The following is a 24,330-nucleotide window of genomic DNA, read 5'->3' as shown; positions in this document are numbered from 1 at the left end:
TAAAAAGGGTAATTACAAAATTAATTTAAATTTACCCTTTTTAATAAATTAATAGTAACTTGTATTATTAGTTTATAGAAAATAAACCTCACTAAGAAAAAGTATTAAGAATAGCTTTTCACTTTGTATTATTAATATAAAAAAGAAACTGCCTATTTAAAGACAGTTCCTTCTATTTATCTATAAAATCTTTCATATGTTTCTCTAAATATTTTTTATATACCTTGGTTCCTTTAAGCCAATTTTTAAACCTTTTAGAGCCTTTAGCAAAGCAAGCTCCAGCAAATCCAATTATTACAAAACCAGGTACTAAGGGAATTAAAGATGCAATAGCACCTACTATAAGACATATAAATCCTAATATCATATATAGAATTTTCTTAATTATTCCCATTTAAATTCACCTTATTTCTAGTATATTTACTATAAAAACATATCTATATATCTAGGTAAATTTCTTATAGAGTCAAGTTCTTTATCCTTTTTCATATATTCTATAAAAAAGTCATTAAGTTCAGTTGCCTTTATTACACCATCTAGTGCCTCTGTAGCTTTACCGATCAAAGCATAAAAACATGCTCTATTATAATATAAAAATCCTTCATCGGGATTTTCTTCTATTCCCTTTGATATAATTTCTATAGCCTTATTATAGTTCCCATTTTCTCTATAAATTACTCCTAAATTTAAATGACTATATGGATATTTAGGATTACTTTCTATTGATTTTTCATAGTATTCCTTTGCTTTTTCAATATTTCCTAATCCTTTCTGTATTACACCCATATTAAATAATATTCTAAATTGTTTAGGCTCTATATCTAATGCTATTTTATTATATTCTTCTCCATCTTTAAGCCTTCCAAGTTCCTCCATTATACAAGCAAGATTAGCATTGGCCCAAAGGTCTCTTGGGTTTATCTCTAAAACTTTTTTATAAAGCTCTATTGCCTTTTCTTTTTCTCCTTCTTCATCATATATATTAGCTAAAAAGAAATATGCCTTATCATAATTTTCATTAAGTTCTATTGCCTTCTTATAATATTCCTTTGCATCTTCAAAGAATCCATCTTCATCATAAAGAGTTCCAAGTCCATAATAAGCTCTTTCTTCTTTATTATCTATATCTAATACTTCCCTATATTTTTCTTCTGCTAAATCTATCTGCTCTAATTCATGATATAAAAGTGCCATATCTAAAAGAAGCTCTATATCGCATCTTCCTTCTTCTAATTTATAAGCTTTTTTATAAAATTGAAGAGCCTTTAATCTATTACCTTCTGCTTTAAAGCTTCTAGCAACATTTATATGATTATTAAATAAATAACTGTCCATTATTCTTTTGCCTCTCTTCTTATGATTTATAGAAATATTATATCAAAGAAATTTAAAAGTGTAATCATAAAAAAAGCCATAGAACTTAAAGTTCTATGACTTGTAGTTAACTAATATTATCTATTGTTGAATCTTTGTTTTCTAGCTTTTCTGCATTCTGGGCATCTAGTAGGTTCGTTTTCGAATCCTTTTTCTTTATAGAATTCTTGCTCTCCTACAGTGAAAACAAATTCCTTTCCACAATCTCTACATTGAATAGTCTTATCTTCCATTTTTCATTCCTCCAAAACATATAAAGTTCCTTAATAATTAGCCTTTTCTATGTAATTGGAACAAACTCTAAAAACAGAAAATATCTAATTATTCGAATCTTTATTTAATTTACAAATTAAGTATATCATATGGATTTTATCATTTCAAGTGAATTTTCAAAATATTCTTAATTTATCTTACAATTATAAAAGGTTGAAGCCAAGCCCTTGCACCGTCTTCTCTGTAAGCCTCTACTCTAACATATCCTTCATCACCTTTTATCTCATATGTAGCTACATTACCTTTTTCCTCTTTAAGTAACTTTCCATTTTTACCAATAAACTTAAAATATATATGTGGTACTCTTCTATCTCCATTTTTTAATGATATTATATTATCCTTTAGCTGTATATCTTCTATAGTAATTCCAAAGCTAGCATAAAAACTTCCTCTTTTTATTGCTTTTATTATACTATCTATAGTTTTCTCTTCAGCTAATACCATATTATAGGCTCCACCAACTCTTGAAAAAATATGCATATCATCATTTGCAAATCCGTATACATATTTCCCTCTGCTTAATAGATTATCCCATAAGTCTGTTGCAATAGCTCTACCTTTGCAATCCATTCTAACATTATTATTAAAAATCTCTATACCTGTGTAATTATCTAATTTTAATAATTCCTCTAATGTCCAATAATCTTCTCTAATAACATGGGGATGACATATTATATTTATTCCACCTTGAGCATCTACGCTATTAAATAATTCTTGATGGTTAGTATCATTATCTAAATCATCGTTATATTCTTTAATATTTATCCCTAAAGTTTGATGATCTTTTCTTTTATACTCCACTCCTGGAATAAGCAATATGTCTTCCCTGTCTTTAAATTCACTAACATCTGTCAATGTATAATGATCTGTTATTGCTAGAAAATCATATTCCATTTTGTATGATGTATACATTTCTACGATTCTATCAGTTCTATAAAAACCGCAAGGACTATTCTTACTGTGTGTATGGAGGTTTCCTTTTAAAAATTTACCTTCATATCCATATGGATTTATAATCTTCATTCTACTTATATTTCTCCTCTTTTTCTTTTGTTTTATATCTTAATTACATACTATTTCTTCTGCTAAATATATTATTTCCATAACCTTACTATTTGTTAATTTATAATACTGATACATACCTTCTTTTGTAGACTCAACGATCCTTGCATTTTTTAATATTTTAAGATGCTTTGAAATATTAGCCTGAGAATAATCTATATTTTTATTTAAATTACAAACACAAATTGGACCGTCATATAACTGCTTTATTATTTTTATTCTAACTGGATGAGCTATAGCCTTTAAAATCTCGCTTGTTCTTTCATCCATTAATTTGTCTCCTCAAAAAGCAAGTTTAATACTTTATCTCCTACTTTTCTGTTTAATCCTTTATAAGGATAACAGTGTATATGAATAGCTGGATTAAAGTTTATTTCTATAATGCCATAGCCCTCTTCATAAGCTTCCTTCTTTATATCTTCTATCATCATATCTACTCCAGTTATTTTAGCATTAACACTCTTAGCTGCATCTATTGCTATTTTTTTATAACTATCATGAATATCATCTGTAAAATCTATACTATCTCCACCTGTGCTTATATTAGAATTTTCTCTTAAATACACAATTTCATCTTTTTTAGGTATATAGTCAAAATTCTTTCCTTGTTCTCTTAAGAACATTTCTTCTGCTTCACCTAAAGATATTTTTTCAAGTGGTGTTTTATATCCCTTTCCTCTTAGTGGATCTTTATTCTTTTCATTTACAAGTTCCCTTATAGTGCTATTTCCATCACCTAATACATTAGCTGGAACTCTATGAAGTATACCAACAACTTCATCATCTATAACTAAAAATCTATATTCTTTTCCATGAATGAATTCTTCAATTAATATTTCATTATCATTTTCAAAACCTATTTCACAGGCTCTTTTAAATTCTTCTTCTGAGAAATTACCTTTGAATATAGTAATACCAATTCCAAAGTTTGTTGATTTTGGCTTAATTACAATTTGTTTATTCTTGTATCTATAAAAATCCATTAATGCATCTTCAACATTATTATAGTAATCACCTTTTGGAACTCTTATATTATTTTCTTCTAATACTTTTTTAGTAACAAGCTTATTCTCCATTATTAAAGCTGTTATATAGCTATCTTTTGATGTTTTTGTAGCTTGTTTTACATATTCTATATGATTACCTTTTTTTAATGAAATAAAGTTATCCATTCTATCTAGCACTTCAAACTCTATACCTTTTTTAATACTATCTATAATTAATATTTGAGTAGACAGTTCTAAATCTTCATATCCCTTTAGCTTAAATACATTTTTCTTGCTGTATTCTAAATACTCTTTGCTAAGCTTCATGAAATAATCAATATAATTTGACTCTTTCATTCCATTAATAAGCTGACTTGCAATTGTATCTTTATAATTATTGAATCTATCTCTTGAAATATTAATAACCTTCTTAAGTTCTTCATTATCTGGGAATAAAGTATTAGCTATATTTTCTATTTCATTTAATACTTTAAGTCCTTGTTGTCTTAATCCAACCTTTTCTCCGTTAAGGTTTATTAAGTGATATTCATGATTTTCTATAGCATTATTATCATTTTCTACATACTCATCATGTAATTTAACTGTATATTCTTGATCCTCAGTAAATACAGTAAATAATACAAATAAGAAAATTAAATTTAATGTATCTTTGCTTATACCTATCTTACATAATGGATCTAAATCAAGAAGTCTAATTTCTATATACTTAACTCCATGTTCTAAAAGATTTTGAAGCATATCTCCATCTTCTTTAGTCTTAAATCTAATAGGACTATAATACTCTCTTGCACCTTGTATACAATTGTCAGATATAAGTCTTCTTATATCCCCAACATATTCTTCTACATTATTATAAGAAACATAAAAATCTTCTGCATTCTTATATCCACACTCACTGTTTCTTAAAGAGTTTACTCCTTTAAAATAGTAATCATCTTTGCCAAGTCTCTTAGATTGCTTATTGCATGTTCCCTTATAGCTTTTATGGAATACTGGGCTAGCTCCTGTTAGATATATTAAAAACCACTTATACTTTATTAAATTTCTTCCTACCTTAAAGTAAATATCATTTTTAAAATCTTTATAACTCTCTTTGCATTCAGTTAATTTATAAATTTCTTTTAATAGTTCTTCATTAAAAGAAAAGTTAAAATGAACTCCACTTACAAGCTGTCTTTTAGCTCCATACTTTGCTACAAGGCCTTCTCTATACTTAATTTCCTTTTCATTTTTAAGTACTGCAACTGGTATCTCTTCATCCTTTGGAATTATAGGTGGATTACTTTGTGGCCATAGATATTCATCCTTTAAGCTTGTTGATACTATATTATGCAAATTCTCCATAAAATCATAAACGTCATCTATTGAATTACATATTGGTGTTACCATTTCAACTTGACTTTCTGAAAAATCTCTCTTTATATAAGGATTATCCTCACTAAAAATTTTAGGATGTCTTGTTAATGCAAGCTCTCCTTTAGAATCCACTCTTAAATTTTCTTTTTCAAGTCCAAATCCACTTTTTAAAAGTCTTTTACTTAAATTGTTATCCTTAATTAAATGTAATAAATCATTATACATATTTCTCTCTACCTTTCATCATGCTGAAACCTTAATCTTTATTATCTACTAAAAAGTCTCTAAATAGTTGTGCCATTTTAAATAAACTAATAACACTTATACTCATTTAAAATCTATTTATTCCAAATAGATTCTTCTTATCTATATTATTTTTATAAGTTTAAAAATTGCTAAAATTCTATATTTATTATAGAAATATAATATAAATAATATCCATATAGTAGTTAAGAACAGTTAATAAGCTTATTTTAAGATTAAATTTTCATCTTTACTATATAACTATATAAGAATATAGTTATATAGTAAAGATAATTTAATTCAAGAAATTATTTTATTTGCTTAAATAATATCATACTTTTAATAATAAGTAATTACTATTTAATTAATTATTATAATTAGTTACTAATCAATATCAATAAAAGACATTGATTAGTAACTATGTAATTTTAGCAGTTTCTTTCTAGAAAATCATATAGATCTTCAATAGCATTACCTTCTCCTCTATAGTAATCTGTAACTGCATCTTCCATTTCTTCTATTGAAGCTTCCCCATCTTCTTTTCCGAGTTTTCTATATTCTTTTCTAAGTTTTTCTTCTAATTGTTTAGTTCTTGCTCTTAAACTCATATATAATCCCTCCTTAATCTATTTATATATTTATTCTAATACTTTTATATTTTCTTCGTATGTTCTCTATATGAATTTTTTATTAAAAAGAAAGAAGTTATGCTAAGGTGAGCATAACTTCTTTTAAATTAATCATCTTTATTTTGTTTTTTATACTTTATTGGAAGAGTTATTATAAACTCACTTCCCTTACCTACTTCACTTATTAATGTTATTTTACCATTATGAAGCTCTACTAAGCTCTTAACTAATGTAAGTCCTATTCCACTGCTACAATGTTTACTTGAAACTTGTGTCTCAACTTGAGCAAATCTATTAAAGATTATATTTTTTTGTTCTTCAGGTATTCCAATACCAGTATCTTTAACTATTATATCGATACTATCTTTATTCTCTTTAATACTTACAAATATTGTACCCTTCGCTTCTGTAAATTTCACAGCATTAGAGATAAGATTTATAACACATCTCTCTATATTTGTTTTATCACATTCTATAATCTTCTCTTCAATTTCTGGATCTATTATAAGCTCAAGATCATTGCTTTCTATATAAGTTTTCATAGATAGTGCTACTTCTTCAACTAAATAAACAATATCTACTTCCCCTATATCTAACTTATAAGCTCCAGCACTAATCTTAGAACTGTCAATTAAATCATTTATAACCTTTAAAAGAGTCTTTGAATTTTTCTTTATTATATTCATATACTTATTTAAATCACGCTTATTTATATTATCTTCTTTTTTATTTAATGAAGTTATAAGCTGTTCACTTGATAAGATAACATTTAGAGGAGTTCTAAGCTCATGTGACAAGTTGACTAAGTATGTGTTTCTAAATTTCTCATACTTTAATAATTGGTTATATATTTTTTCATTCTCTAAAAGTTCTTTATTAAGCTCTTCAGTTCTTTGCTTAACTAATCCATTTAGTATCTTCACATAATTTATAATAAAATAAATTAAGCTAATAAATATTATAAAATAGATACAGTAGGCCAATGTAGATTTATACCAAGCCTTCTTAATCTTTATATTAACATTTTTCACTTCACTAATTTCACCATTTCTATCTCTTGCCCTAACTTTAAATGTATACTTTCCTGGCTCTATATTAGTATAGCTTGCATAATTTCTTTTACCTGAATATACCCAATCTTTATCAAATCCTTCAAGCATATATTCGTATTTTCCTTCTCTGATACCTCTATAGTCTGGAAGGAAAAATTCAAAAGAAAATGTATTTTCATCGTTTTCTAAAACTACACTGTCATTGTTTAATCTTATATCCTTATTGTTATAAACTTTGAAATTAGATATTGTAACCTTTGAATCAGTAGGTCTATCTCTGTATACATCTTTTGGGAAAAATGCTGTAACTCCATTAACTCCTCCAAAGAACATTTCTCCATTTTTACTTTTAAATTCAGCAGTACCATTAAATTCATTGCTTTGTATTCCATCTATAAAAGTAAAATTTCTAAATAAATTTTTTTTCTGATTGTACTTAGATAATCCACCATTTGTACTAACCCATACATTATCTTCATCATCTATAAGCACTCCATATACATAGTTATTTGCAAGTCCATCCTTCTCAGTATAAACTGTAAATTCTTCTGTTTTAGGATTTAGTTTATTAATCCCCACTGAAGTACTAATCCATATGTTTCCTTCTTTGTCTTCATTAATACCTTTAATAGCATTATTGCTTAAAGAATTATCTGTTCCCTCTTCAACCTTATAATTTTTTAGGAATTTTCTGTTAGAATCAAGTTTTATAAGTCCTCCATTCCACCCCATTCCAATCCAATAATTTCCTTTTGAATCTTGGAATATTCTCCTTATAAATGTCTCTCCTACATTATTATCTATAATAATACTATTTAAATTAGTGAATTCTTCTTTATCACTATCAAATACATCCAGCCCGTTTCTAGTTCCAAGCCAAATATATCCTTTATTATCAATAAAAACTTCCTTAACATCATTATCTACTATTGAATTCTCACCCGCATTATGCTGGTATCTTTTTATCTTACCCGTTTTAGGATCTAACTTACATAATCCTTCCTTTGTTCCTACCCATATATTCCCCTTCTTATCCCCAGTTACCTGGAAGACAGTGTTACTTGGTATACTGTTATCATTATTAGGATCAAATTTATAATGGGTTATTTCATCTTTTTCTCTATCAAATTTATTTAGACCATCATTTGTAGTCCCAATCCACAGGTTTCCATCATCATCTTCATAAATACCGCCAATACTATTTCCACTTAAAGTATTCTTTTCACCTGGCTGACTTTTATAATGAGTAAACTCTTGATCTGGATCTAATATACTTATTCCACTATAGGTACCAATCCATATAAGTCCATCATTATCTCTATAAACACTTTGTATACTATTATCTACTAAACTCTCTGGATCGTAAGGTTTATTTGTATAACTCTCCACACTTCCATCATTCATAGAGTATTTTATAAGCCCACCTTTACTTCCAAGCCACATATTATTATGAAGATCTTCATACATGCTGTTAACTGCAAATTTTTCAGAGCCATATAATTTATTTAAACTTTCTAGTTTATCCACCTTATTTGTCTTTAAATCAAACTTAACTATTCCTTTATTTTGTGTAGTTACCCACATGTTATCATTAGAGTCTTTATAAAGTTTTACTATATTACTACTTGGCAATTCATCATTTGGAATTCTAACTACCCTTCCAGTCTCTTTATTTAATATATTTAATCCATTTCTTGTTCCAACCCAAATCTCGCCATTTAATCCTTCTGCAATAGAGGTAGTAAAATTATCGCTTAATGTACTTTCATCATTGCTAAAACTAAAATATTTTTTAAACTCTTTTGTCTTAAAATCATATCTATTTAATCCATTTTCTGTTCCTACCCATAAGTCTTCCGCGCTATCAATATACAAGTCCCAAATATGCTTACTGGATGTTTTTTTAGGATCATTAACGTCGGCCTCTATTCTCTCTACAGATAAGGTTTTTCTATTTAATTTAGAAAGACCAGAGCTTGTACCAACCCATAGATAACCTTCTTTATCATCTACTATTGAGCCTATGATTCCTGGAAATAATGTATTTGGATCTTTATCGTCAGATTTTATTACTTCGTACTCATACCCATTAAATCTATTTAAACCATCATTTGTTCCAAACCACATGTATCCATCTTCATCTCTATGAATTGCATAAACTGATCCTTGAGATAGACCATCTTTTATTGTCAAATTTGTAAATTTTAAATATTTATCTTTTTCCTCAGCACTAACTTTTACGCAAAAAAAATTGCTTATTAAAAATATACTTAACAGAAATAAGCTTATAACTCTTTTCTTACTTATAATCTCCAACCCCTTATCTTTCGACAATTTTTTTACCCAATATACTGCCATTTTCCCATATACTGCATTTATTGTCAATCGGTAAACTTTATTAATCAATTGTGAACATGAAAATTGTACAAAAAAATAACAAAAGGAGTTATATTATTTAATATAACTCCTTCAATAAATTTAATTTTTATTCCTTATAACTTATTAGCTTTCCATAAACATTTTTATATCATCGCTAACATTTGATATTCCTGCAATTCCAAAGTTATCAATTAGTACTTTAGCTACATTCGGTGAAAGGAATGCAGGTAACGTTGGTCCTAAATGTATGTTCTTCACTCCTAAATGTAATAATGAAAGTAATACTATTACAGCTTTTTGCTCATACCAAGCTATGTTATAGCTAATTGGCAATTCATTAACATCATTTAATCCAAATGCCTCAACTAATTTTAGTGCAATTAATACTAATGAGTATGAGTCATTACATTGTCCAGCATCTAATACTCTAGGTATTCCACCGATATCTCCTAAGTTTAATTTGTTGTATTTATATTTAGCACAACCTGCAGTAAGAATTACTGTATCCTTTGGAAGATTTTTAGCAAAATCTGTGTAGTAGTTTCTTGATTTCATTCTACCATCGCATCCTGCCATTACAAAGAATCTTCTTATAGCTCCACTTTTAACTGCATCTACAACTTTATCAGCTAATGCAAATACTTGGTTATGTGCAAATCCACCAATTATTTCTCCAGTTTCAATTTCTACTGGTGCCTTACACTTTTTAGCTAATTCTATTATTTCACTAAAATCTTTCTTTCCATCTTTATCTGCCTTTATATGCTTACATCCTGGTACACCACTAGCACCTGTTGTGAATAATCTCTTCATGTATGGTTTGTTAGTAGGTACTACACAGTTAGTAGTCATAAGTATTGGTCCATTAAAAGATTCAAATTCTTTATCTTGTAACCACCATGCGTTTCCATAGTTTCCTGCAAAGTTATCATACTTCTTAAATGCTGGATAATATTGTCCTGCTAACATTTCACTATGAGTATATACATCTACCCCTGTTCCTTGTGTTTGTTCTAAAAGCATTTCTAAATCTCTTAGGTCATGACCTGATATTATTATTCCTGGATTTTTTCTAACTCCAATATTAACCTTTGTTATTTCTGGATGTCCATAGCTTTCAGTATTAGCTTTATCTAATAAAGCCATACCATTTACTCCATATTTACCTGCTTCTAAAGCTAATGCAACATAATCATCTACAGTTAAATCATCATTTAAAGTAGCTGCTAATGCCTTTGCCATAAATCCATGAATTTCTGAATCATCATATCCTAAATTCATAGCGTGCTTCATATATGCAGATAAACCCTTTAACCCATACATTATAAGTTCTCTTAAACTTCTTATATCTTCGTTTTCAGTTGCTAATACTCCAACTGTTTCTGATTTTGCAACAAAAGCTATTTCATCTTCTCCACTCCATGTAGCTGCATCTGGCATTATAAACTCTTTTGTTTGCATACCAAATAACTTCTTAAAGAATCCTCCTTTAATTACAACTTCTCCAACTTTTCCACCAGCTTTTATTACTCTATTTTTTAAAGACTCTCTAAGTTTTAAAGTTTCTCTTACTCTATTTAAAATTGCTTCTTTATCAAAGTTTGCATTTGTAATTGTTGTAAATAAGCTCTCTGTTATGTATCTATCAACATTAGTATCTATTATTCCAACTTTTCTTCCCTCATCACTTACTATAGCAAGACCTTTTGTTACGTATACTAGTAAATCTTGTGCCTTAGCTACATCTTCTGTCTTTCCGCATACTCCTCTTACTGTACAACCTGTGCATCCTGCTGCTTCTTGACATTGAAAACAAAACATTCCCATATTTATATTTCCTCCTTAGTTACTTTATTAAATAATTATGTAAATTTATTTCCTAATCTTTGTCCTCTGACAAAAGAAAGTATACTAAAATACTCATATTTAATTCTGTAACAAAAGTTACGAAATTTAAATTTAATTATTTTTTTCAAAATTCACTATTGTACTTTTCCTTTTTTAACGCTTACATAATACCATTAAATATTCATTATTCTTTCTCTACTCTAATAGATATTTCTGTTAGATAATCTTTTTCATCTTTTATTGAAAAATAATCAAGTAAAGAATTTTCATAGGATTCTCCACAAATTCTATATCCATTATCATCTATATATTTTAGAAGCTTTTCGTAAGACTTATCTGTACAGTAATAATCTCCCTTGTGATTTATTATTGCATATAATCCTCTAGGCTTTATTAAAAGCTTATCTTTTTTATATTTCTTATACTCCTTACTAACATTTACAAAAAACTTATCGCAAATAGTAAATTTTTTATTTAGTATATTTTCCTGGCTTACAGTTGCCCCAATTGAATATCCATAATCAATTCCTTCATCATTGCAATAATTAACGAAATTAATCAAGTCCATCATTAAATCTTTTTGATTATTTGATTTTATCTTTGAATATAAAATATATTCTTCTTCTCTTTCTTCTATAGATACATCTAGATTATTTATTTCTTCTATGCCTTCTTTTGTTAATTTAATTTTATTATTTATAACTTTAGATATAAGGTTAAGTTCTTCAATTTTTTTCTTTATTTTTTTATTTTCTTCTTCCAATAAATCTATACATTTTTCAGGAGCTCTTTCATCCAAATATAATTTTATATCTTCTAAAGTTACACCTATCTTTCTAAGGTCTAAAATTATATTGAACGTATCATATTGTTTTAAACTATAATATCTATATCCATTTCTATCTTTAAAAATTGGAGAAAATATCCCTTCTTTATCATAGAATATTAAAGTCTTTCTTGTAACTCCACATAATTTACCAAACTCACTTATAGTTAAATATTTTTCTTTTTTCTCATTCATAAACTTCCACCCTTATAATTTTATAAAAAACACCTTGACTGTATAGTAACTATACACTTTATAATACAACCATATTATAACACATACTCTAATTCTAATAACTAAAACTTATAGAATTAGAGCTTTTATATACTTCAAAGGAGAATCATTATGGAAAACTTATTTAGTAAAAAACTTACATTTATTGAATTTTTAAAATTCGTATCACCAGCTATTGTTTCAATGGTATTTATATCTTTATATACAATTATAGATGGAGTATTTGTATCTATATTCGTCGGATCTGATGCATTAGCAAGTATAAATATTGTCCTTCCTATTATAAGTGTAGTGTTTGCAATAGCAGTAATGTTTGGTACTGGCGGAAGTGCAATAATTGCACAAAAACTTGGACAAGGTAAATTAGAAGAAGCAAATAAAGCTTTTTCCTTTTTAAGCTTTTCTGCTCTTATACTAGGACTTATATCAGGAATAGTAATGTTTTTGTTTATAAAAGATATAGCTATTTTTCTTGGAGCGACAGATAAGCTTATTGATTACTGTATTTCTTATGGACGTATAATTGCTTTATTTACACCAGTATTTATATTAAAATCTTTAGCAGAATATTATATAAGAACTGATGGAGATTTTAAATTTAGCTTATATATATCTATTATTGGAGGAGTTATAAATATAGTATTTGACTATGTATTTATAAAAATATTAGGACTTGGTATAGCTGGTGCAGCACTTGCCACAGTTTTAGGAGTACTGATATCTTTAATTTTTGGAGTTTGGTACTTCCTATCATCAAAATCTACTCTTAAATTTACAAAAATAGTATTTGATTTTAAACTGTTACTAAATACATTAATTAATGGGTCCTCAGAGATGGTTACTGAATTATCTACTGGTATTACTACACTTTTATTTAACATGCTTGCACTTAAATATGCTGGAGAGACTGGTGTTGCAGCTCTTACAATAATTCTTTATGCACACTTTTTATTAGTTTCAACTTACTTAGGATTTGCTTCAGGGATATCACCACTAATTAGTTATAATTATGGTGCTAATAATTCAAATAAATTAAAAGAAACTTATAAATACTCTGAAATTTTCATACTAGTTTCTTCAATAATAATTTTTGTAATATCAATAGTATTTTCTAAAAATATAGTAGGTATCTTTGTAAAACCTGGCGATCCAGTATTTGACTTAGCTTTAGAAGGTTTAAAAATCTTTTCATTCGCCTTCTTATTTGTAGGTGTAAATATATTTGCTTCAGGATTATTTACCGCTTTCTCAAACGGAAAAATATCTTCATTAATTTCTGCTGCAAGAGCATTTATATTTGTTATACTTGGATGCGTATTATTGCCACCATTATTTGATATTAATGGCCTTTGGCTAGTAGTTCCCTTCGCTGAGTTAACTACGATAATAGTGTCTATATTTTTCTTGAAAAAATATAAAAAAATATATGCTTTTTAAAAGATATATAATAAAAACTCTTTGGATTACACTAATCCAAAGAGTTTTTTTATTTTCCTATTTTATTCTCTAACACTATACTAATTACTAAACCAATAATTATTCCAACTGCATAACATATAAGATCGCTAAACAAAAATCCATGACCCAATATTAGTCCACCTAATGTAGTTGCTCTTATTTTATTAATCAATGCACCTTGATAAATTTGAGAAAACTCTATAACAAAAGAAAAAACTAATGCAATAATTCCTCTTTTACTAATTGATAATTTTATAAATACAAAACTAAATCCAAAGTACACCATCAAAGCCCAAAGAGCATCCCCTGAATATTCCCTTAAAAAGTTTGGTAACAAACTCCCATATTTTCTCGAAGCTAATCCAAGAATCATAGTTACTATTGTTAAAATAATATATAGCAATCTTTTTTTAGTCACTTTTTTCACCTTTTCTATAATAAAGAAATGGTATCTCCATTTCCTCTTTACTTATTCCACCATGAACTCCTTTTAAGGAAATATCAAAGACTCCCTCTTCATGCCACCATATATTATTATCTCCTTTTGGAATTAATAAAAGATTGCCACATCTCTCCTTTAGCCTTTTACTATCTTCTTTAAATAATCCTATTTTAAATAAATCATCATAAGTAAATACATCTACAATATCATTAAGTTTTTCATCAATAATCTCTTTAACCTTTAATATATATTCTTCCTCTACCATAAGAAATAAATCCCTACAAAATCCAGTTGGAGATAATAAATCTCCATTCTTATTTCTTTTTAAATACTTTTCTATATCTGGTATTATCTCATTTAAATAATTCTTTTTATTTAAATCTGTTTCTATTTGTCCATGATCTGCTGAAATTAATATAGAGATATCTTCTATATCCTTTTCTATATTTTCATAAAACCTATCTAAGCTTTTTAAGAACTCTTTTACCTTTAAATCAAATTCTTCTGAACTACACCCAAACTCATGAGCTACAGAATCTATTTCTGGTAGATAAATATAATAATATTCTTTATCATCATTCTCCTTAAGATCATTGTAAACTCCATTGAATAAATCATCATATTTTTCATATCCGATTATATCTGCACCGTCACACATCGTCTTAGTATAAATACTATTATTTATATAAGACGGCTGATATACTCTACTCTTAACTCCATTACCCTTTAATTCTTTAAATATATTATCTGATGGAAGAAATGATTTAGGATCTATATTTTTCTTTTTTAAACTTTCATATTCATTAGACCTAGCTTCTTTAAATAGAAAGGCTGTTATTATATCATCAACTTCATTTTCATAATAAAACCACTCATAAAGACCATGCTTATAAACGGGTAATCCTGTAAGTGCTGTTGTAATATGAGCAGTTGTTGTTGATGGAAATTGTGATGTTATCTTTGATACTACTCCTTTTTTCTCTATCTTTTTCATAAAGCTAGAATCATTTTTATATTTTTCATAAAAGCTCCAACCAAAAGCATCTATAAGTAAGAATATTACTTTGTTTGATTTAACTCTTTCTCCTCCTAGTGTATCAATTGGGAGTCCATTTTTATTTTCTATACCAAATAAATTTTTTATTGTATTTGGTATATTAGAGAAACAGTAACTATCATAAAGAGGAATTCTAAAATCTTTATAATAACTCTTCTTTACCTTTCTAATGGAATTTTCATTTATCAAATTAATCACCTTTTCTATAATAAGATTACTTAATTATATCATTATTATCTTCCTATATGTTTAATATGCTTTTTTAATACTTATTTTTTCAATTTATACTATAAGCAATATGCATTAGAGGTTTTTTATTATTTAAATAAAAATAATAATATATATAATTTCATAAAATACTCATATATATTCTATATAAGTTTTTTCAGTTAATGCTAGGAGGAATATATGAAAAAGAAAATAACACTTATAGTAATTGGGATATTATTAATCATATGTTCTAATACTATTTTTACTATTTTTTATTCAGAAGGAGCATATACAGAAGTTTTTAAAATTACAAAAATACTTTCAATTATGCTTACTGGATTAGTTTTCTCACTTTTAGGATTACTGTTTCCATTTAAAGAAAATGAGAAATAAACTTTAAAAGATGGATACTATTTCTTAACAGTTAAATATCTTAAGAATTTTTACACCAAAAGAAGAGCCTCTAAGCAAGTTTACTTAGAGGCTCCTCTTTTATTTATACTAATATTTATACTAAATCTTCAACATTTCTCTCATAAAGATCTGCTATAAAATTAAACACTTCCTTATCATTAACAGCACCGTAATTGTCCTTACCTTGCATATCATGAACATATGTAAGAATTAAAAAATCTCCATTTGAATTAATTACTCTAAAGGATGTTTTCTCTGTAAGTATGTCCACTTGTCCAAGTACTTCAACTGAATCATATGCATTTGTTTCAGAATTATATAAGTTTGCATAAGTATTTTCAAACATAGTTATATTATACTTTTCTTTATCACATTCAGTTACCCTACCCTTTTGTCCACATGACAAACAAGCATGAAATGGACAATTTCTTAAACATTTTAAACACTGACACTTAGAACAGCATCTAAGCTTTTCTATAACATTCTCATATTTTTTCTTATAATCTAATACTTCATTAACTACATTATTTATCTCATTTGAATCAGCGTCATTTACAGTAAAAAATAATACTTTTTTCTTTTTGTTTAATTTACTTTCTCCTTGATCTAACATCTCCATATATTTATCAAGTATCTTTATATTCTTAACAAAATATCTTGTTTTTATATCTGTACCTTCTTCAAACTCCATAATATCATTTATAGAAAAGGTTATATTAGTATAATCCTCTCCTAAGTGATCTTTTTCACTTTTTATAATATCTTTAGCCTTATCTATATTCATTATGCTTCACCTCTTATCAATTTTAATACTTTTTCCATTGTTTAAATGTGAATTTAACAAAATAAAACAAAATGTTAATAGATTGTTTTTATAATTGTATGTTTTTTATAGTAAATTAAATTTAACGGTATTTTAGGAAGGAGCTTAAATATTAATGAAAAACAATAAAAATATAATCATTAAATTTCTTGTTTTATTTACTGTACTTTTTTTAGCAAATATTCTATTCACTGCTACTCCCGTAAATGCAGCTACTTTTAAAAGTTCATTAAGTAATAATAGTTTATCATGCAATAATAGTTCATCCTCTTTAAGTGACAGTTCTATTATTTCTTCATCAAATATTAAATCAAACTCAAAGTTTAATACATCAAATGGATATGATAATAAGAAAAATCCTGTATATGCATACGAACTTGGATTTAGAAGTTCATCACATTATAGTAGTTCACCTTCTAGCAGTGAGGGAGGATCTACTAGTTCTTCATCGAGTACTAAATCAAATTCTAGGTTTAATACATCTGATAAATATAGTAACCCAAAGAGTTCTACTAACTCAAATGATAAGGTAAACTCTAAGTTTAATACATCCGATAAATATAATAATAATGGTCCTAATAATACTACTAATGGAAATTCAAATAATAATAACGAAAACAATAGTAGCAATAATAATTCTGGAACTAGCCAAAGTCCTAATATGAATACGGGCGATTATAATTATGGAAGAAGAAGCTTTAGCTTTATACCAGGCTTCTCATCATTTGGTCATTCAAGAGGAATGTCATTTATATTTAAGGCAATAGTAATTCTTTGCGTTATTGCAATTATAATATTTGTTATATATTATTTCTTCTTTAATTAATAATTTATGAATTATAATTCATATCGATTGCTTTAAATAGATTAAGCATTATAATTATAATAATCAAAAGAAAAAGGAGGCTTATTTATGGGTATATTTGATAGAATATCTAACATGATGAAAGCAAAAACAAATTCAGCACTTGACAGTATGGAAAATCCAATAGAATTATTAGATCAAAAGATTAGAGATATGGAGGAAAGCTTAAACAAAGCAAAAATATCTTCAGCTCAAATTTTTGGTAATCTAAAAGATACACAAAAAGAAATGGAAAAAGCTAAAAGTGCTTCAGCAGAATATGATGAAAAAGTAAGACTAGCTATGAGCAAAGGAAATGAGGACCTTGCAAAGAAAGCCCTTCAATTAAAGCTTGATTCAGATAAAAAATATGAAACACTAAAGAAATCTTATGATGAATTAGCTGTAAAGGCTCAAACTTTAAAAGAAAACTTAAATAAACTTCAAGATGAAATAGCTAAGACAAGAAGTTATAGAGATGAAGCTGCCGCAAGACTTAACACTGCAAATGCTACAAAGCAAGTTAATGAAATAATGGCAAATGTACAGACTAAAAGTAATTCTATAAACTTAGATGATATAGAAAGAAAAATTACTAAAGAAGAAAGCTATGCAGAAGGATTATCTGATTTAAAAACACCATCATTAGATGATGAATTTGCAGCCCTTGAAAAAGATAATCTTGATGCTGAACTTGAAAAGTATAGAAACAAATAGTTAAACATATTTAAAGTCACCTATATATTTATTTAGGTGACTTTTTATTATGTATCTTTCACCCAGTCTTTAATTTTTACATATACTAAAGTATAACAATTTTAAGGGGAATTATATGAAATTCTATAATTTAAACTTTGATTATTGCTGCTGTTATCTTATATTGAATCCTAATAATAATAGTTGTGTCTTAATCGATCCAAAGCTTGACTATATAGATAAATATTTAGATATTATAAAAGAGAAAAATGGAGTTTTAAAGGCTGTAATAGATACCCATACTCATTGTGATCACATAAGTGCCTCTCTATCTCTTAAAGAAATTACAGGCTGTAAATTCATAATGAATGAGCATACAAGTTGTGTATCAATAAATAAAAAGATTAAAAATCATGAAATCATGAATATAGATGGCATTATTCTAAAATTCTTTCATACACCAGGACATACTCTAGATAGTATGTGTATAATATTTGAAGATAAACTTTTAACCGGTGATACAATTCTCTTAGATAGTGCTGGAAGAAGCGATATGTCTACTGGAAACTATGATGACCATTACGATAGCATATACAAAATATCAAAATTGCCTAATCATCTTATTATATGTCCAGCTCATAATTACACTGACTCTCCTCCTTATTCTCTTCATCAGCTAAAAAAACTTAATCCTTTCTTTAAATTAAAAAATAAACGAGAATTTATAAAAGATTCTAGTAAATTAGACCCTCCACCTAAATGGATGGAAGATATCTTTAATATAAATATAGACCCTAAAAATAATACATTAAATACATTATGTAACCAAAATGAATCTTCCCTTCAATGTGGTTATACTAAACCATCTAATACTATTCCAAACTTTTTAATTAATAAACATGAAGATGAAAACAGGTGAGGAATTATTCCTCACCTGTTATATACTTCTATAGTATTAATTTTTATTTTTAGCCGTTATTTCAGAGACAACTTCTCCAATTATTTTTATTCCTTTTTCAATATCTTCTTCACTAACTCTAGAAAATCCAAGCCTTATTCTCTCAGAACCATCATCATTGCTATAAAATATATCTCCAGGCATAAATACTACGCCTCTTTTATAGCACTCTTCTAAGACATCACGTCCCTTTACGCCTTTTAGCTTTATAAAGATATGTAATCCCCCTTCTCCTAGTATATATTCATGAGGAATATATTTTTTCACTTGAATAAGAGTAAAGTTATACTTATCCTTATAATGCTTTCTTATTTTTTTCATATATCTTTTAAAGGCGCCACTTTCCATATATTTATGGAATACTGCCTGGTCTAAAAATGATGAGTGAATATTCCTTGCTCTCTTTACGCTTTCTAGTTTATTAATTAATTTTTCATCTCCAAAAACCCATCCAATTCTAAGGCCTGGAAAAAGTATTTTAGAAAAGCTACCAATATATACAATTCCATTCCCCTTTGCACAAAGAGATGCAAGAGGTGCCACATGAGAACTTGAATATAATAACTCTTCATTAAATCCATCTTCTAATATTGGTACTTTATACTTTTCGCAAATCTTATAAACTTCTTGTCTCTTTTCTCCCTTCATAACTATTCCAGTTGGATTATGATATGAAGGTATTAGGTAAACAAGCTTTGCAGGTTCTTCACTTAATGTTTTATCTAATAATTTCGTATTTATTCCGTCAGAATCCATTTTTACAGGCTTTATATTAAGGCCATGAGATTTCATAATCTTTATTGCTGTATTATGAGTAGGTTCCTCACAAACTATAATATCACCTGTATTTGTAAGAGTACTTAATAATATATCAAAACCTTCTGTAAATCCATTTGTTATTAATATATCTTTTCCATCTACATAAACTCCTTTTTTGCTCATATACTCTTTTAAATAATCTATAAGTGGTTTGTATCCTTTTGCATATCCATAGTTTAAAAGCTTATCTCCCTCTATAGAAAAAACATTCAAAAATGCTCTTTTAAATTCTTCTAAGTCAAAAAGACTTTCATCGGGGGCAATACTTTTAAAAGAAATCATACCTTTTTTCCAAGGTAGTTCATTCTTTACAACATCTAATTCTTCACAAATATTGCCATAATCACTTATCATATTTTCCCAATCTATATATAAGTCGCCTTTACTACTCTTATTTTCTATAGCTACAAAGGTCCCTTTTCCTTTTACACTTTCTATAATACCTTCACTCTCTAATATCTCATAGGCTGAAATAACAGAATTTCTACTTATTGAAAGCACTTTACTAACTTCTCTTGTTGAAGGAAGCTTACTTCCTTTTTGAAGTAGTCCCTTTTCTATGCTGTCTTTTATGTGCTTTTCTATTTGCACATGTATCTTCTCTTCCTCATTTATTTTAAAGGATGAAAAAATCAAAGAATCACCTACTCTCTCTAATTTCATCTCCTTATATTATAACTTATATTTAATCTAAAAATAATTTTTAACTTTAATTATTTCATTATTCTTTTTATATACTCTAGGCACTCTATGCTTTATCATACAAAGTATATCGTAATTTATTGTACCAATAAGTTCTGCCATATCATCGGCATTAAACTTTAACTCTCTATCTTCACCAAGGATAATCACTTCATCCCCAACTTTAACTTCACCAACATCTGTAACATCTATCATACATTGATCCATGCATATTCTACCTACTACATTTGCAACTTTTCCATTTACGATAACTTTAGCTTTGCCGCTTAAAAGTCTTGAATATCCATCAGCATATCCAATTGGAAGAGTTGCAATTATACTATCTCTTTCAGTTTTAAATGTTCTGCCATAACTTATATACATGTCTTTTTCTAATTTTTTAACATGTCCTATCTTTGCTTTTAATGTTAATGCTGGTTTTATAGAAAGTCTTTCTTTATTAACTTCATCAGAAGGATAGTATCCATATAATATAATTCCAGCTCTAACTGCATCTAAATAAGTCTCTGGTAAATCTATTATAGCTCCACTATTTGATACATGCTTTATTGGTATATTTACTCCATTATTTGAAAGCATTTTTATAAAGTTTTGTATTTTTGAGAATTGATAATTAGTATATTCTTTATCTTCTTCATCAGCTGTTGAAAAATGAGTGAATATGCCTACTATTTCTATACCATCTAAAGAAGCAATTTCTAAAACTTCATTTAAACTATTATCATCTGGCATAAATCCTATTCTTCCCATTCCTGTATCTAATGCAATATGAACCTTAGCTTTTTTACCCATTTTTAAAGCTATCTCTGATAATTGTTTTACATATTCTAAATCATATACTGTTTGTTCTATATCATATTTTATTAAGTCTTCTCCAAACTCTATAGGTGTATATCCTAATATCATAATTGGTGCTTTAATACCACTTTCTCTAAGCTCTATAGCCTCTGTTATTATTGCAACAGCAAATCTTGAAGCTCCATTTTCTAATAAAACTTCAGCAATCTCTACAGCTCCATGGCCGTAAGCATCTGCTTTTATTACTGCTATTACCTCTTTATCTTTTGCAAGTTTTTTAATGTTTCTCATATTAAATGCTATTTTATCTAAATCTATTTCAGCCCATACAGGTCTTATAATCCTCTCCATTAAAAATCACCTCTTAATATATAATCCTATAATACTATTATATTAATGTCCACCTAGAAATGAAGAACCACTAAGAAGCATTTTTTTCCTCCTAGTGGTTCTCTAATTTAAAATATACAATTTAACTATTCTCCTTAGCCTTTATATCCTCATGATTATCATTTGTAAATTCTCTTCCAAATATCTCAGTTAATGAACTTATAATTTCTATATTTTCACCAACATAAATAACTATTATGTTGCCATGTTTAAAAAAATGAGGTGTTGCTACCCAATCTACTTTAACGCTTTCTTTTCCATTATTGTATTCACTGACATTTCCTATACAGCTTGCATCCTTTTCCATAGCTTTATTATTTTTATATACATATATATCTATCTGTTCTTTATCTATCTTTAGTATTTTTTTATCACCTGATAGGAAGTCATCTTCTGCATTTATAATTTCAAATTCATAATTTCTCTCTTCCATACTGTATGCCAAATCATTAATACTAAACTCTTCACTCTTAGGAGTACAACCCACAATAAAAACCATAATCATAACAAGTACTATCATATACATACTTTTTTTATACTTATAATTCATTTTTCCACTCCTATTAAACATAATATTTCTATTACCCCATAAATTTTTCACCTAATTCATTTTTTCACTCCTATTCCCCCTATACCTTTCTTAACCCTTTAAGTTCCTTATCTTATTCATTAATCCTTTATCAAACTTTACTTTATATTTATATTATATTTTATCAGGAAATATTTTACAATTAACTTTTTTAAAAAATCTGCTCTTATTTTTAAGAGCAGTAATTTTATAATCTTCTATCTTCTTCTTTTGCTAATTTATGATTTTTAATGCAGCAGTCTATATCATAAATAAGTCTATTTTTATCCTCCATTAATGTTCCCTTTAGACTTACATAATTAGAAGCGTGGTTACTTCTAAATATTATTTTCTCTTCTGTATTTATGTTAATAAGTAATTCTTTTATTTCTTTTAATATCTCTATACTGTTTAATAGCTGGAATCTACCCTCTTTAATATCATCATAAATATCAGTATTTTCTTCCACCATAAGACTTAAGACCCCTAAATAATTTGGTGAAATCTTACTTATTAAACTTCCAGTATCCTTTGCGTGAATATGGGAATAAGTCTTTCCTCCAATACCAGCAATTACTGTAGCTGATAAAAGTATCCCACTTTCTTTTATTTTTTTGCCTGAATCTATTAACTCGTCTCTAGTTGCACCTTTATTTATTTCTTCTAATACTACTTCACTTCCACTCTCTATTCCCATATACACCATTTTTAATCCTAACTTATTTAGTTCAATTAATTCATTTAGTGTTTTGTTCTTAATTGATTTTGGAGAAGCATACATAGTTACTCTCTTGCATTCTGGAAAAACCTTATTTATATATTTTAATATTTCTCTAAGATTTTCCATAGGAATGATTAAAGCATCCCCATCTGCTAAGAAAATTCTTTCTACATTGTCGTACATTCTTCTAAATTCATCTATTTCCTTCTTTATTATATCTAATTCTTTTATTGAAAATCTTTTAGTCTTATACATGCTACAAAAATTACATTTATTATGAGAGCATCCAAGTGTCACCTGAATAATAAGACTATAAGCTTCACTTGGTGGTCTATATAATGGCATATCATACATAACATTAATCTCCTTTAAATATATTTTATTTATTATTATATATAAAAACACTCACATAATAAATTGTACAATATATTATGTGAGTGTAATTTAATTACTTTTGCTTATTCTCTGAAAACTCCTTAAAGAAGTCTGACATATTTTTTAAATTAAATGTTTCTAAAAGTACATTTTCAGGGTCTTTTATCTTCCACTCTCCATCTACTTTCTCTAAATTAACTTTAATAGTTTGAGTAGACTTTTTTAAATCTTTTTCATTAAGTAGTTTTATTAGAATATCGCTACATTTCTTAGTTATTTCTTCTTCACTTTCCCCTTTTAAAGAAGCTTCTAATGAAGTTTGCAGACTTGATTTAATATACTTAGTTGCTATATCATTACCATCAATTGCTGTTACTTCCACATCTACTGTAGCCTCGTTATCTTTTTCATCAGTACCCATTATTTTAAAATTAATACTTGAAAGAACCTTTTTTATTGTATCCTCTTGCTCTTTTGTTATCTCTGTTTTAGTAGCCTCTTTAACTAAATCCTTATTAGTTAATGTTTTCAATTCATCTTTGTTACATTCCTTTAAAGCTGTATAGAATTTATCTACAACAGCACTTGGCTTCTCCCCTCCACAAGCAACTAATGTAAAGGCAAGCATGCTTGAAAGTAATAAAGCTATTATTTTTTTCATATTTAATTCCCCCTATATTCTTTGTTTACATATATATATTAATATATTTTCTAATATTTTGTTATACTAGGTTAATTTATTTACAATCTATACTTATTATTCATCTAAATA

Annotated in this window: 23 protein-coding genes; 5 read left to right on the top strand and 18 right to left on the bottom strand. The window is 27.3% G+C overall.

The genetic code is table 11. The features are described 5' to 3' along the window. Positions 1–172: 172 nt before the first annotated feature. The 10 genes from ACQPUW_RS04825 to ACQPUW_RS04780 form a co-directional block, all read right to left on the bottom strand. On the bottom strand, positions 173–394 hold the full coding sequence (locus ACQPUW_RS04825; protein WP_204596322.1) for a DUF454 family protein: 222 nt from the start codon (positions 392–394) through the stop codon (positions 173–175). A 29-nt stretch (positions 395–423) separates the two neighbouring features. Further along, positions 424–1,335, bottom strand: coding sequence for a tetratricopeptide repeat protein (locus ACQPUW_RS04820; protein ID WP_430836360.1), 912 nt, complete (start codon positions 1,333–1,335; stop codon positions 424–426). Between the two features lie 116 nt (positions 1,336–1,451). Then, positions 1,452–1,607: a zinc-ribbon domain-containing protein gene (locus ACQPUW_RS04815; protein ID WP_204596320.1), complete on the bottom strand. Its 156-nt coding sequence runs from the start codon at positions 1,605–1,607 to the stop codon at positions 1,452–1,454. Between the two features lie 172 nt (positions 1,608–1,779). After that, positions 1,780–2,670, bottom strand: a complete 891-nt coding sequence (locus ACQPUW_RS04810) for a hypothetical protein (protein WP_430836359.1) — start codon at positions 2,668–2,670, stop codon at positions 1,780–1,782. A gap of 39 nt (positions 2,671–2,709) precedes the next feature. After that, positions 2,710–2,979, bottom strand: coding sequence for an ArsR/SmtB family transcription factor (locus ACQPUW_RS04805; RefSeq protein ID WP_430836358.1), 270 nt, complete (start codon positions 2,977–2,979; stop codon positions 2,710–2,712). Continuing rightward, a complete protein-coding gene (gshAB, locus tag ACQPUW_RS04800; RefSeq protein ID WP_430836357.1) occupies positions 2,979–5,297 on the bottom strand; it encodes a bifunctional glutamate--cysteine ligase GshA/glutathione synthetase GshB in 2,319 nt (772 codons plus the stop codon). Before gshAB ends, ACQPUW_RS04805 begins: the two co-directional genes overlap by 1 nt. A 446-nt stretch (positions 5,298–5,743) precedes the next feature. Then, the gene (locus ACQPUW_RS04795; protein WP_430836356.1) at positions 5,744–5,923 is read right to left on the bottom strand and encodes a hypothetical protein; all 180 of its coding nucleotides are present in this window, start codon (positions 5,921–5,923) and stop codon (positions 5,744–5,746) included. Positions 5,924–6,051: 128 nt separating this feature from the next. Then, entirely contained in the window at positions 6,052–9,330 is a 3,279-nt protein-coding gene (locus tag ACQPUW_RS04790; RefSeq protein ID WP_430836355.1) for a ligand-binding sensor domain-containing protein, read from the bottom strand. Between the two features lie 168 nt (positions 9,331–9,498). Continuing rightward, the gene (gene hcp / locus ACQPUW_RS04785) at positions 9,499–11,202 is read right to left on the bottom strand and encodes a hydroxylamine reductase (RefSeq protein ID WP_430836354.1); all 1,704 of its coding nucleotides are present in this window, start codon (positions 11,200–11,202) and stop codon (positions 9,499–9,501) included. A gap of 205 nt (positions 11,203–11,407) precedes the next feature. Then, positions 11,408–12,244, bottom strand: coding sequence for a MerR family transcriptional regulator (locus ACQPUW_RS04780; protein WP_430836353.1), 837 nt, complete (start codon positions 12,242–12,244; stop codon positions 11,408–11,410). A 150-nt stretch (positions 12,245–12,394) separates the two neighbouring features. Here ACQPUW_RS04780 and ACQPUW_RS04775 point away from each other — a divergent pair, with 150 nt between their 5' ends. Next, entirely contained in the window at positions 12,395–13,720 is a 1,326-nt protein-coding gene (locus ACQPUW_RS04775; RefSeq protein ID WP_430836352.1) for an MATE family efflux transporter, read from the top strand. A 49-nt stretch (positions 13,721–13,769) separates the two neighbouring features. Here the strand turns inward: ACQPUW_RS04775 and ACQPUW_RS04770 are convergent, their stop codons facing one another. Both ACQPUW_RS04770 and ACQPUW_RS04765 read right to left on the bottom strand, forming a co-directional pair. Then, complete coding sequence (locus tag ACQPUW_RS04770; RefSeq protein ID WP_430836351.1) at positions 13,770–14,159, bottom strand: DUF2809 domain-containing protein; 390 nt, start codon at positions 14,157–14,159, stop codon at positions 13,770–13,772. Then, entirely contained in the window at positions 14,152–15,429 is a 1,278-nt protein-coding gene (locus tag ACQPUW_RS04765) for an alkaline phosphatase family protein (protein WP_430836350.1), read from the bottom strand. Before ACQPUW_RS04765 ends, ACQPUW_RS04770 begins: the two co-directional genes overlap by 8 nt. 219 nt (positions 15,430–15,648) lie before the next feature. On the opposite strand from ACQPUW_RS04765, the gene ACQPUW_RS04760 reads away from it, so the two are divergent. After that, a complete protein-coding gene (locus ACQPUW_RS04760; RefSeq protein ID WP_430836349.1) occupies positions 15,649–15,843 on the top strand; it encodes a hypothetical protein in 195 nt (64 codons plus the stop codon). Between the two features lie 115 nt (positions 15,844–15,958). On the opposite strand, the gene ACQPUW_RS04755 is transcribed toward ACQPUW_RS04760, so the two are convergent. Next, on the bottom strand, positions 15,959–16,648 hold the full coding sequence (locus ACQPUW_RS04755) for a hypothetical protein (RefSeq protein WP_430836348.1): 690 nt from the start codon (positions 16,646–16,648) through the stop codon (positions 15,959–15,961). Positions 16,649–16,802: 154 nt separating this feature from the next. On the opposite strand from ACQPUW_RS04755, the gene ACQPUW_RS04750 reads away from it, so the two are divergent. The 3 genes from ACQPUW_RS04750 (at position 16,803) to ACQPUW_RS04740 (ending at position 19,146) form a co-directional block, all read left to right on the top strand. Then, the gene (locus tag ACQPUW_RS04750; RefSeq protein WP_430836347.1) at positions 16,803–17,513 is read left to right on the top strand and encodes a hypothetical protein; all 711 of its coding nucleotides are present in this window, start codon (positions 16,803–16,805) and stop codon (positions 17,511–17,513) included. An 87-nt stretch (positions 17,514–17,600) separates the two neighbouring features. Next, entirely contained in the window at positions 17,601–18,248 is a 648-nt protein-coding gene (locus ACQPUW_RS04745; RefSeq protein WP_430836346.1) for a PspA/IM30 family protein, read from the top strand. Positions 18,249–18,363: 115 nt separating this feature from the next. Continuing rightward, a complete protein-coding gene (locus tag ACQPUW_RS04740; RefSeq protein ID WP_430836345.1) occupies positions 18,364–19,146 on the top strand; it encodes an MBL fold metallo-hydrolase in 783 nt (260 codons plus the stop codon). A 36-nt stretch (positions 19,147–19,182) separates the two neighbouring features. Here the strand turns inward: ACQPUW_RS04740 and ACQPUW_RS04735 are convergent, their stop codons facing one another. The 5 genes from ACQPUW_RS04735 to ACQPUW_RS04715 all read right to left on the bottom strand — a co-directional run bounded on the left by ACQPUW_RS04735 (position 19,183) and on the right by ACQPUW_RS04715 (position 24,219). Beyond that, positions 19,183–20,640, bottom strand: a complete 1,458-nt coding sequence (locus ACQPUW_RS04735) for a PLP-dependent aminotransferase family protein (RefSeq protein ID WP_430837276.1) — start codon at positions 20,638–20,640, stop codon at positions 19,183–19,185. Between the two features lie 54 nt (positions 20,641–20,694). After that, positions 20,695–21,855 carry an alanine racemase gene (alr, locus tag ACQPUW_RS04730; RefSeq protein ID WP_430836344.1) on the bottom strand — a complete coding sequence of 387 codons (1,161 nt, stop codon included), beginning with the start codon at positions 21,853–21,855 and terminating at the stop codon, positions 20,695–20,697. Positions 21,856–21,976: 121 nt separating this feature from the next. After that, positions 21,977–22,444, bottom strand: coding sequence for a hypothetical protein (locus ACQPUW_RS04725; RefSeq protein ID WP_430836343.1), 468 nt, complete (start codon positions 22,442–22,444; stop codon positions 21,977–21,979). A gap of 226 nt (positions 22,445–22,670) precedes the next feature. Further along, positions 22,671–23,537 carry a radical SAM protein gene (locus ACQPUW_RS04720; RefSeq protein ID WP_430836342.1) on the bottom strand — a complete coding sequence of 289 codons (867 nt, stop codon included), beginning with the start codon at positions 23,535–23,537 and terminating at the stop codon, positions 22,671–22,673. A gap of 94 nt (positions 23,538–23,631) precedes the next feature. Further along, positions 23,632–24,219: a DUF5105 domain-containing protein gene (locus ACQPUW_RS04715; protein WP_430836341.1), complete on the bottom strand. Its 588-nt coding sequence runs from the start codon at positions 24,217–24,219 to the stop codon at positions 23,632–23,634. Positions 24,220–24,330 lie beyond the last annotated feature (111 nt).

This window comes from Clostridium sardiniense, assembly GCF_050584765.1.
Lineage (GTDB): Bacteria > Bacillota > Clostridia > Clostridiales > Clostridiaceae > Clostridium > Clostridium sardiniense_A.
Note: the sequence above shows the minus strand (reverse complement) of the source record. Positions and strands in the feature narration are given on the sequence as shown.

Excerpts from the sequence above, each read along its gene's own strand:
- ACQPUW_RS04825 (WP_204596322.1), bottom strand. The coding sequence starts at position 394 with ATGGGAATAATTAAGAAAATTCTATATATGATATTAGGATTTATATGT.
- ACQPUW_RS04820 (WP_430836360.1), bottom strand. The coding sequence starts at position 1,335 with ATGGACAGTTATTTATTTAATAATCATATAAATGTTGCTAGAAGCTTT.
- ACQPUW_RS04815 (WP_204596320.1), bottom strand. The coding sequence starts at position 1,607 with ATGGAAGATAAGACTATTCAATGTAGAGATTGTGGAAAGGAATTTGTT.
- ACQPUW_RS04810 (WP_430836359.1), bottom strand. The coding sequence starts at position 2,670 with ATGAAGATTATAAATCCATATGGATATGAAGGTAAATTTTTAAAAGGA.
- ACQPUW_RS04805 (WP_430836358.1), bottom strand. The coding sequence starts at position 2,979 with ATGGATGAAAGAACAAGCGAGATTTTAAAGGCTATAGCTCATCCAGTT.
- gshAB (WP_430836357.1), bottom strand. The coding sequence starts at position 5,297 with ATGTATAATGATTTATTACATTTAATTAAGGATAACAATTTAAGTAAA.
- ACQPUW_RS04795 (WP_430836356.1), bottom strand. The coding sequence starts at position 5,923 with ATGAGTTTAAGAGCAAGAACTAAACAATTAGAAGAAAAACTTAGAAAA.
- hcp (WP_430836354.1), bottom strand. The coding sequence starts at position 11,202 with ATGGGAATGTTTTGTTTTCAATGTCAAGAAGCAGCAGGATGCACAGGT.
- ACQPUW_RS04780 (WP_430836353.1), bottom strand. The coding sequence starts at position 12,244 with ATGAATGAGAAAAAAGAAAAATATTTAACTATAAGTGAGTTTGGTAAA.
- ACQPUW_RS04775 (WP_430836352.1), top strand. The coding sequence starts at position 12,395 with ATGGAAAACTTATTTAGTAAAAAACTTACATTTATTGAATTTTTAAAA.
- ACQPUW_RS04760 (WP_430836349.1), top strand. The coding sequence starts at position 15,649 with ATGAAAAAGAAAATAACACTTATAGTAATTGGGATATTATTAATCATA.
- ACQPUW_RS04755 (WP_430836348.1), bottom strand. The coding sequence starts at position 16,648 with ATGAATATAGATAAGGCTAAAGATATTATAAAAAGTGAAAAAGATCAC.
- ACQPUW_RS04750 (WP_430836347.1), top strand. The coding sequence starts at position 16,803 with ATGAAAAACAATAAAAATATAATCATTAAATTTCTTGTTTTATTTACT.
- ACQPUW_RS04745 (WP_430836346.1), top strand. The coding sequence starts at position 17,601 with ATGGGTATATTTGATAGAATATCTAACATGATGAAAGCAAAAACAAAT.
- ACQPUW_RS04740 (WP_430836345.1), top strand. The coding sequence starts at position 18,364 with ATGAAATTCTATAATTTAAACTTTGATTATTGCTGCTGTTATCTTATA.
- alr (WP_430836344.1), bottom strand. The coding sequence starts at position 21,855 with ATGGAGAGGATTATAAGACCTGTATGGGCTGAAATAGATTTAGATAAA.
- ACQPUW_RS04725 (WP_430836343.1), bottom strand. The coding sequence starts at position 22,444 with ATGAATTATAAGTATAAAAAAAGTATGTATATGATAGTACTTGTTATG.
- ACQPUW_RS04720 (WP_430836342.1), bottom strand. The coding sequence starts at position 23,537 with ATGTATGATATGCCATTATATAGACCACCAAGTGAAGCTTATAGTCTT.
- ACQPUW_RS04715 (WP_430836341.1), bottom strand. The coding sequence starts at position 24,219 with ATGAAAAAAATAATAGCTTTATTACTTTCAAGCATGCTTGCCTTTACA.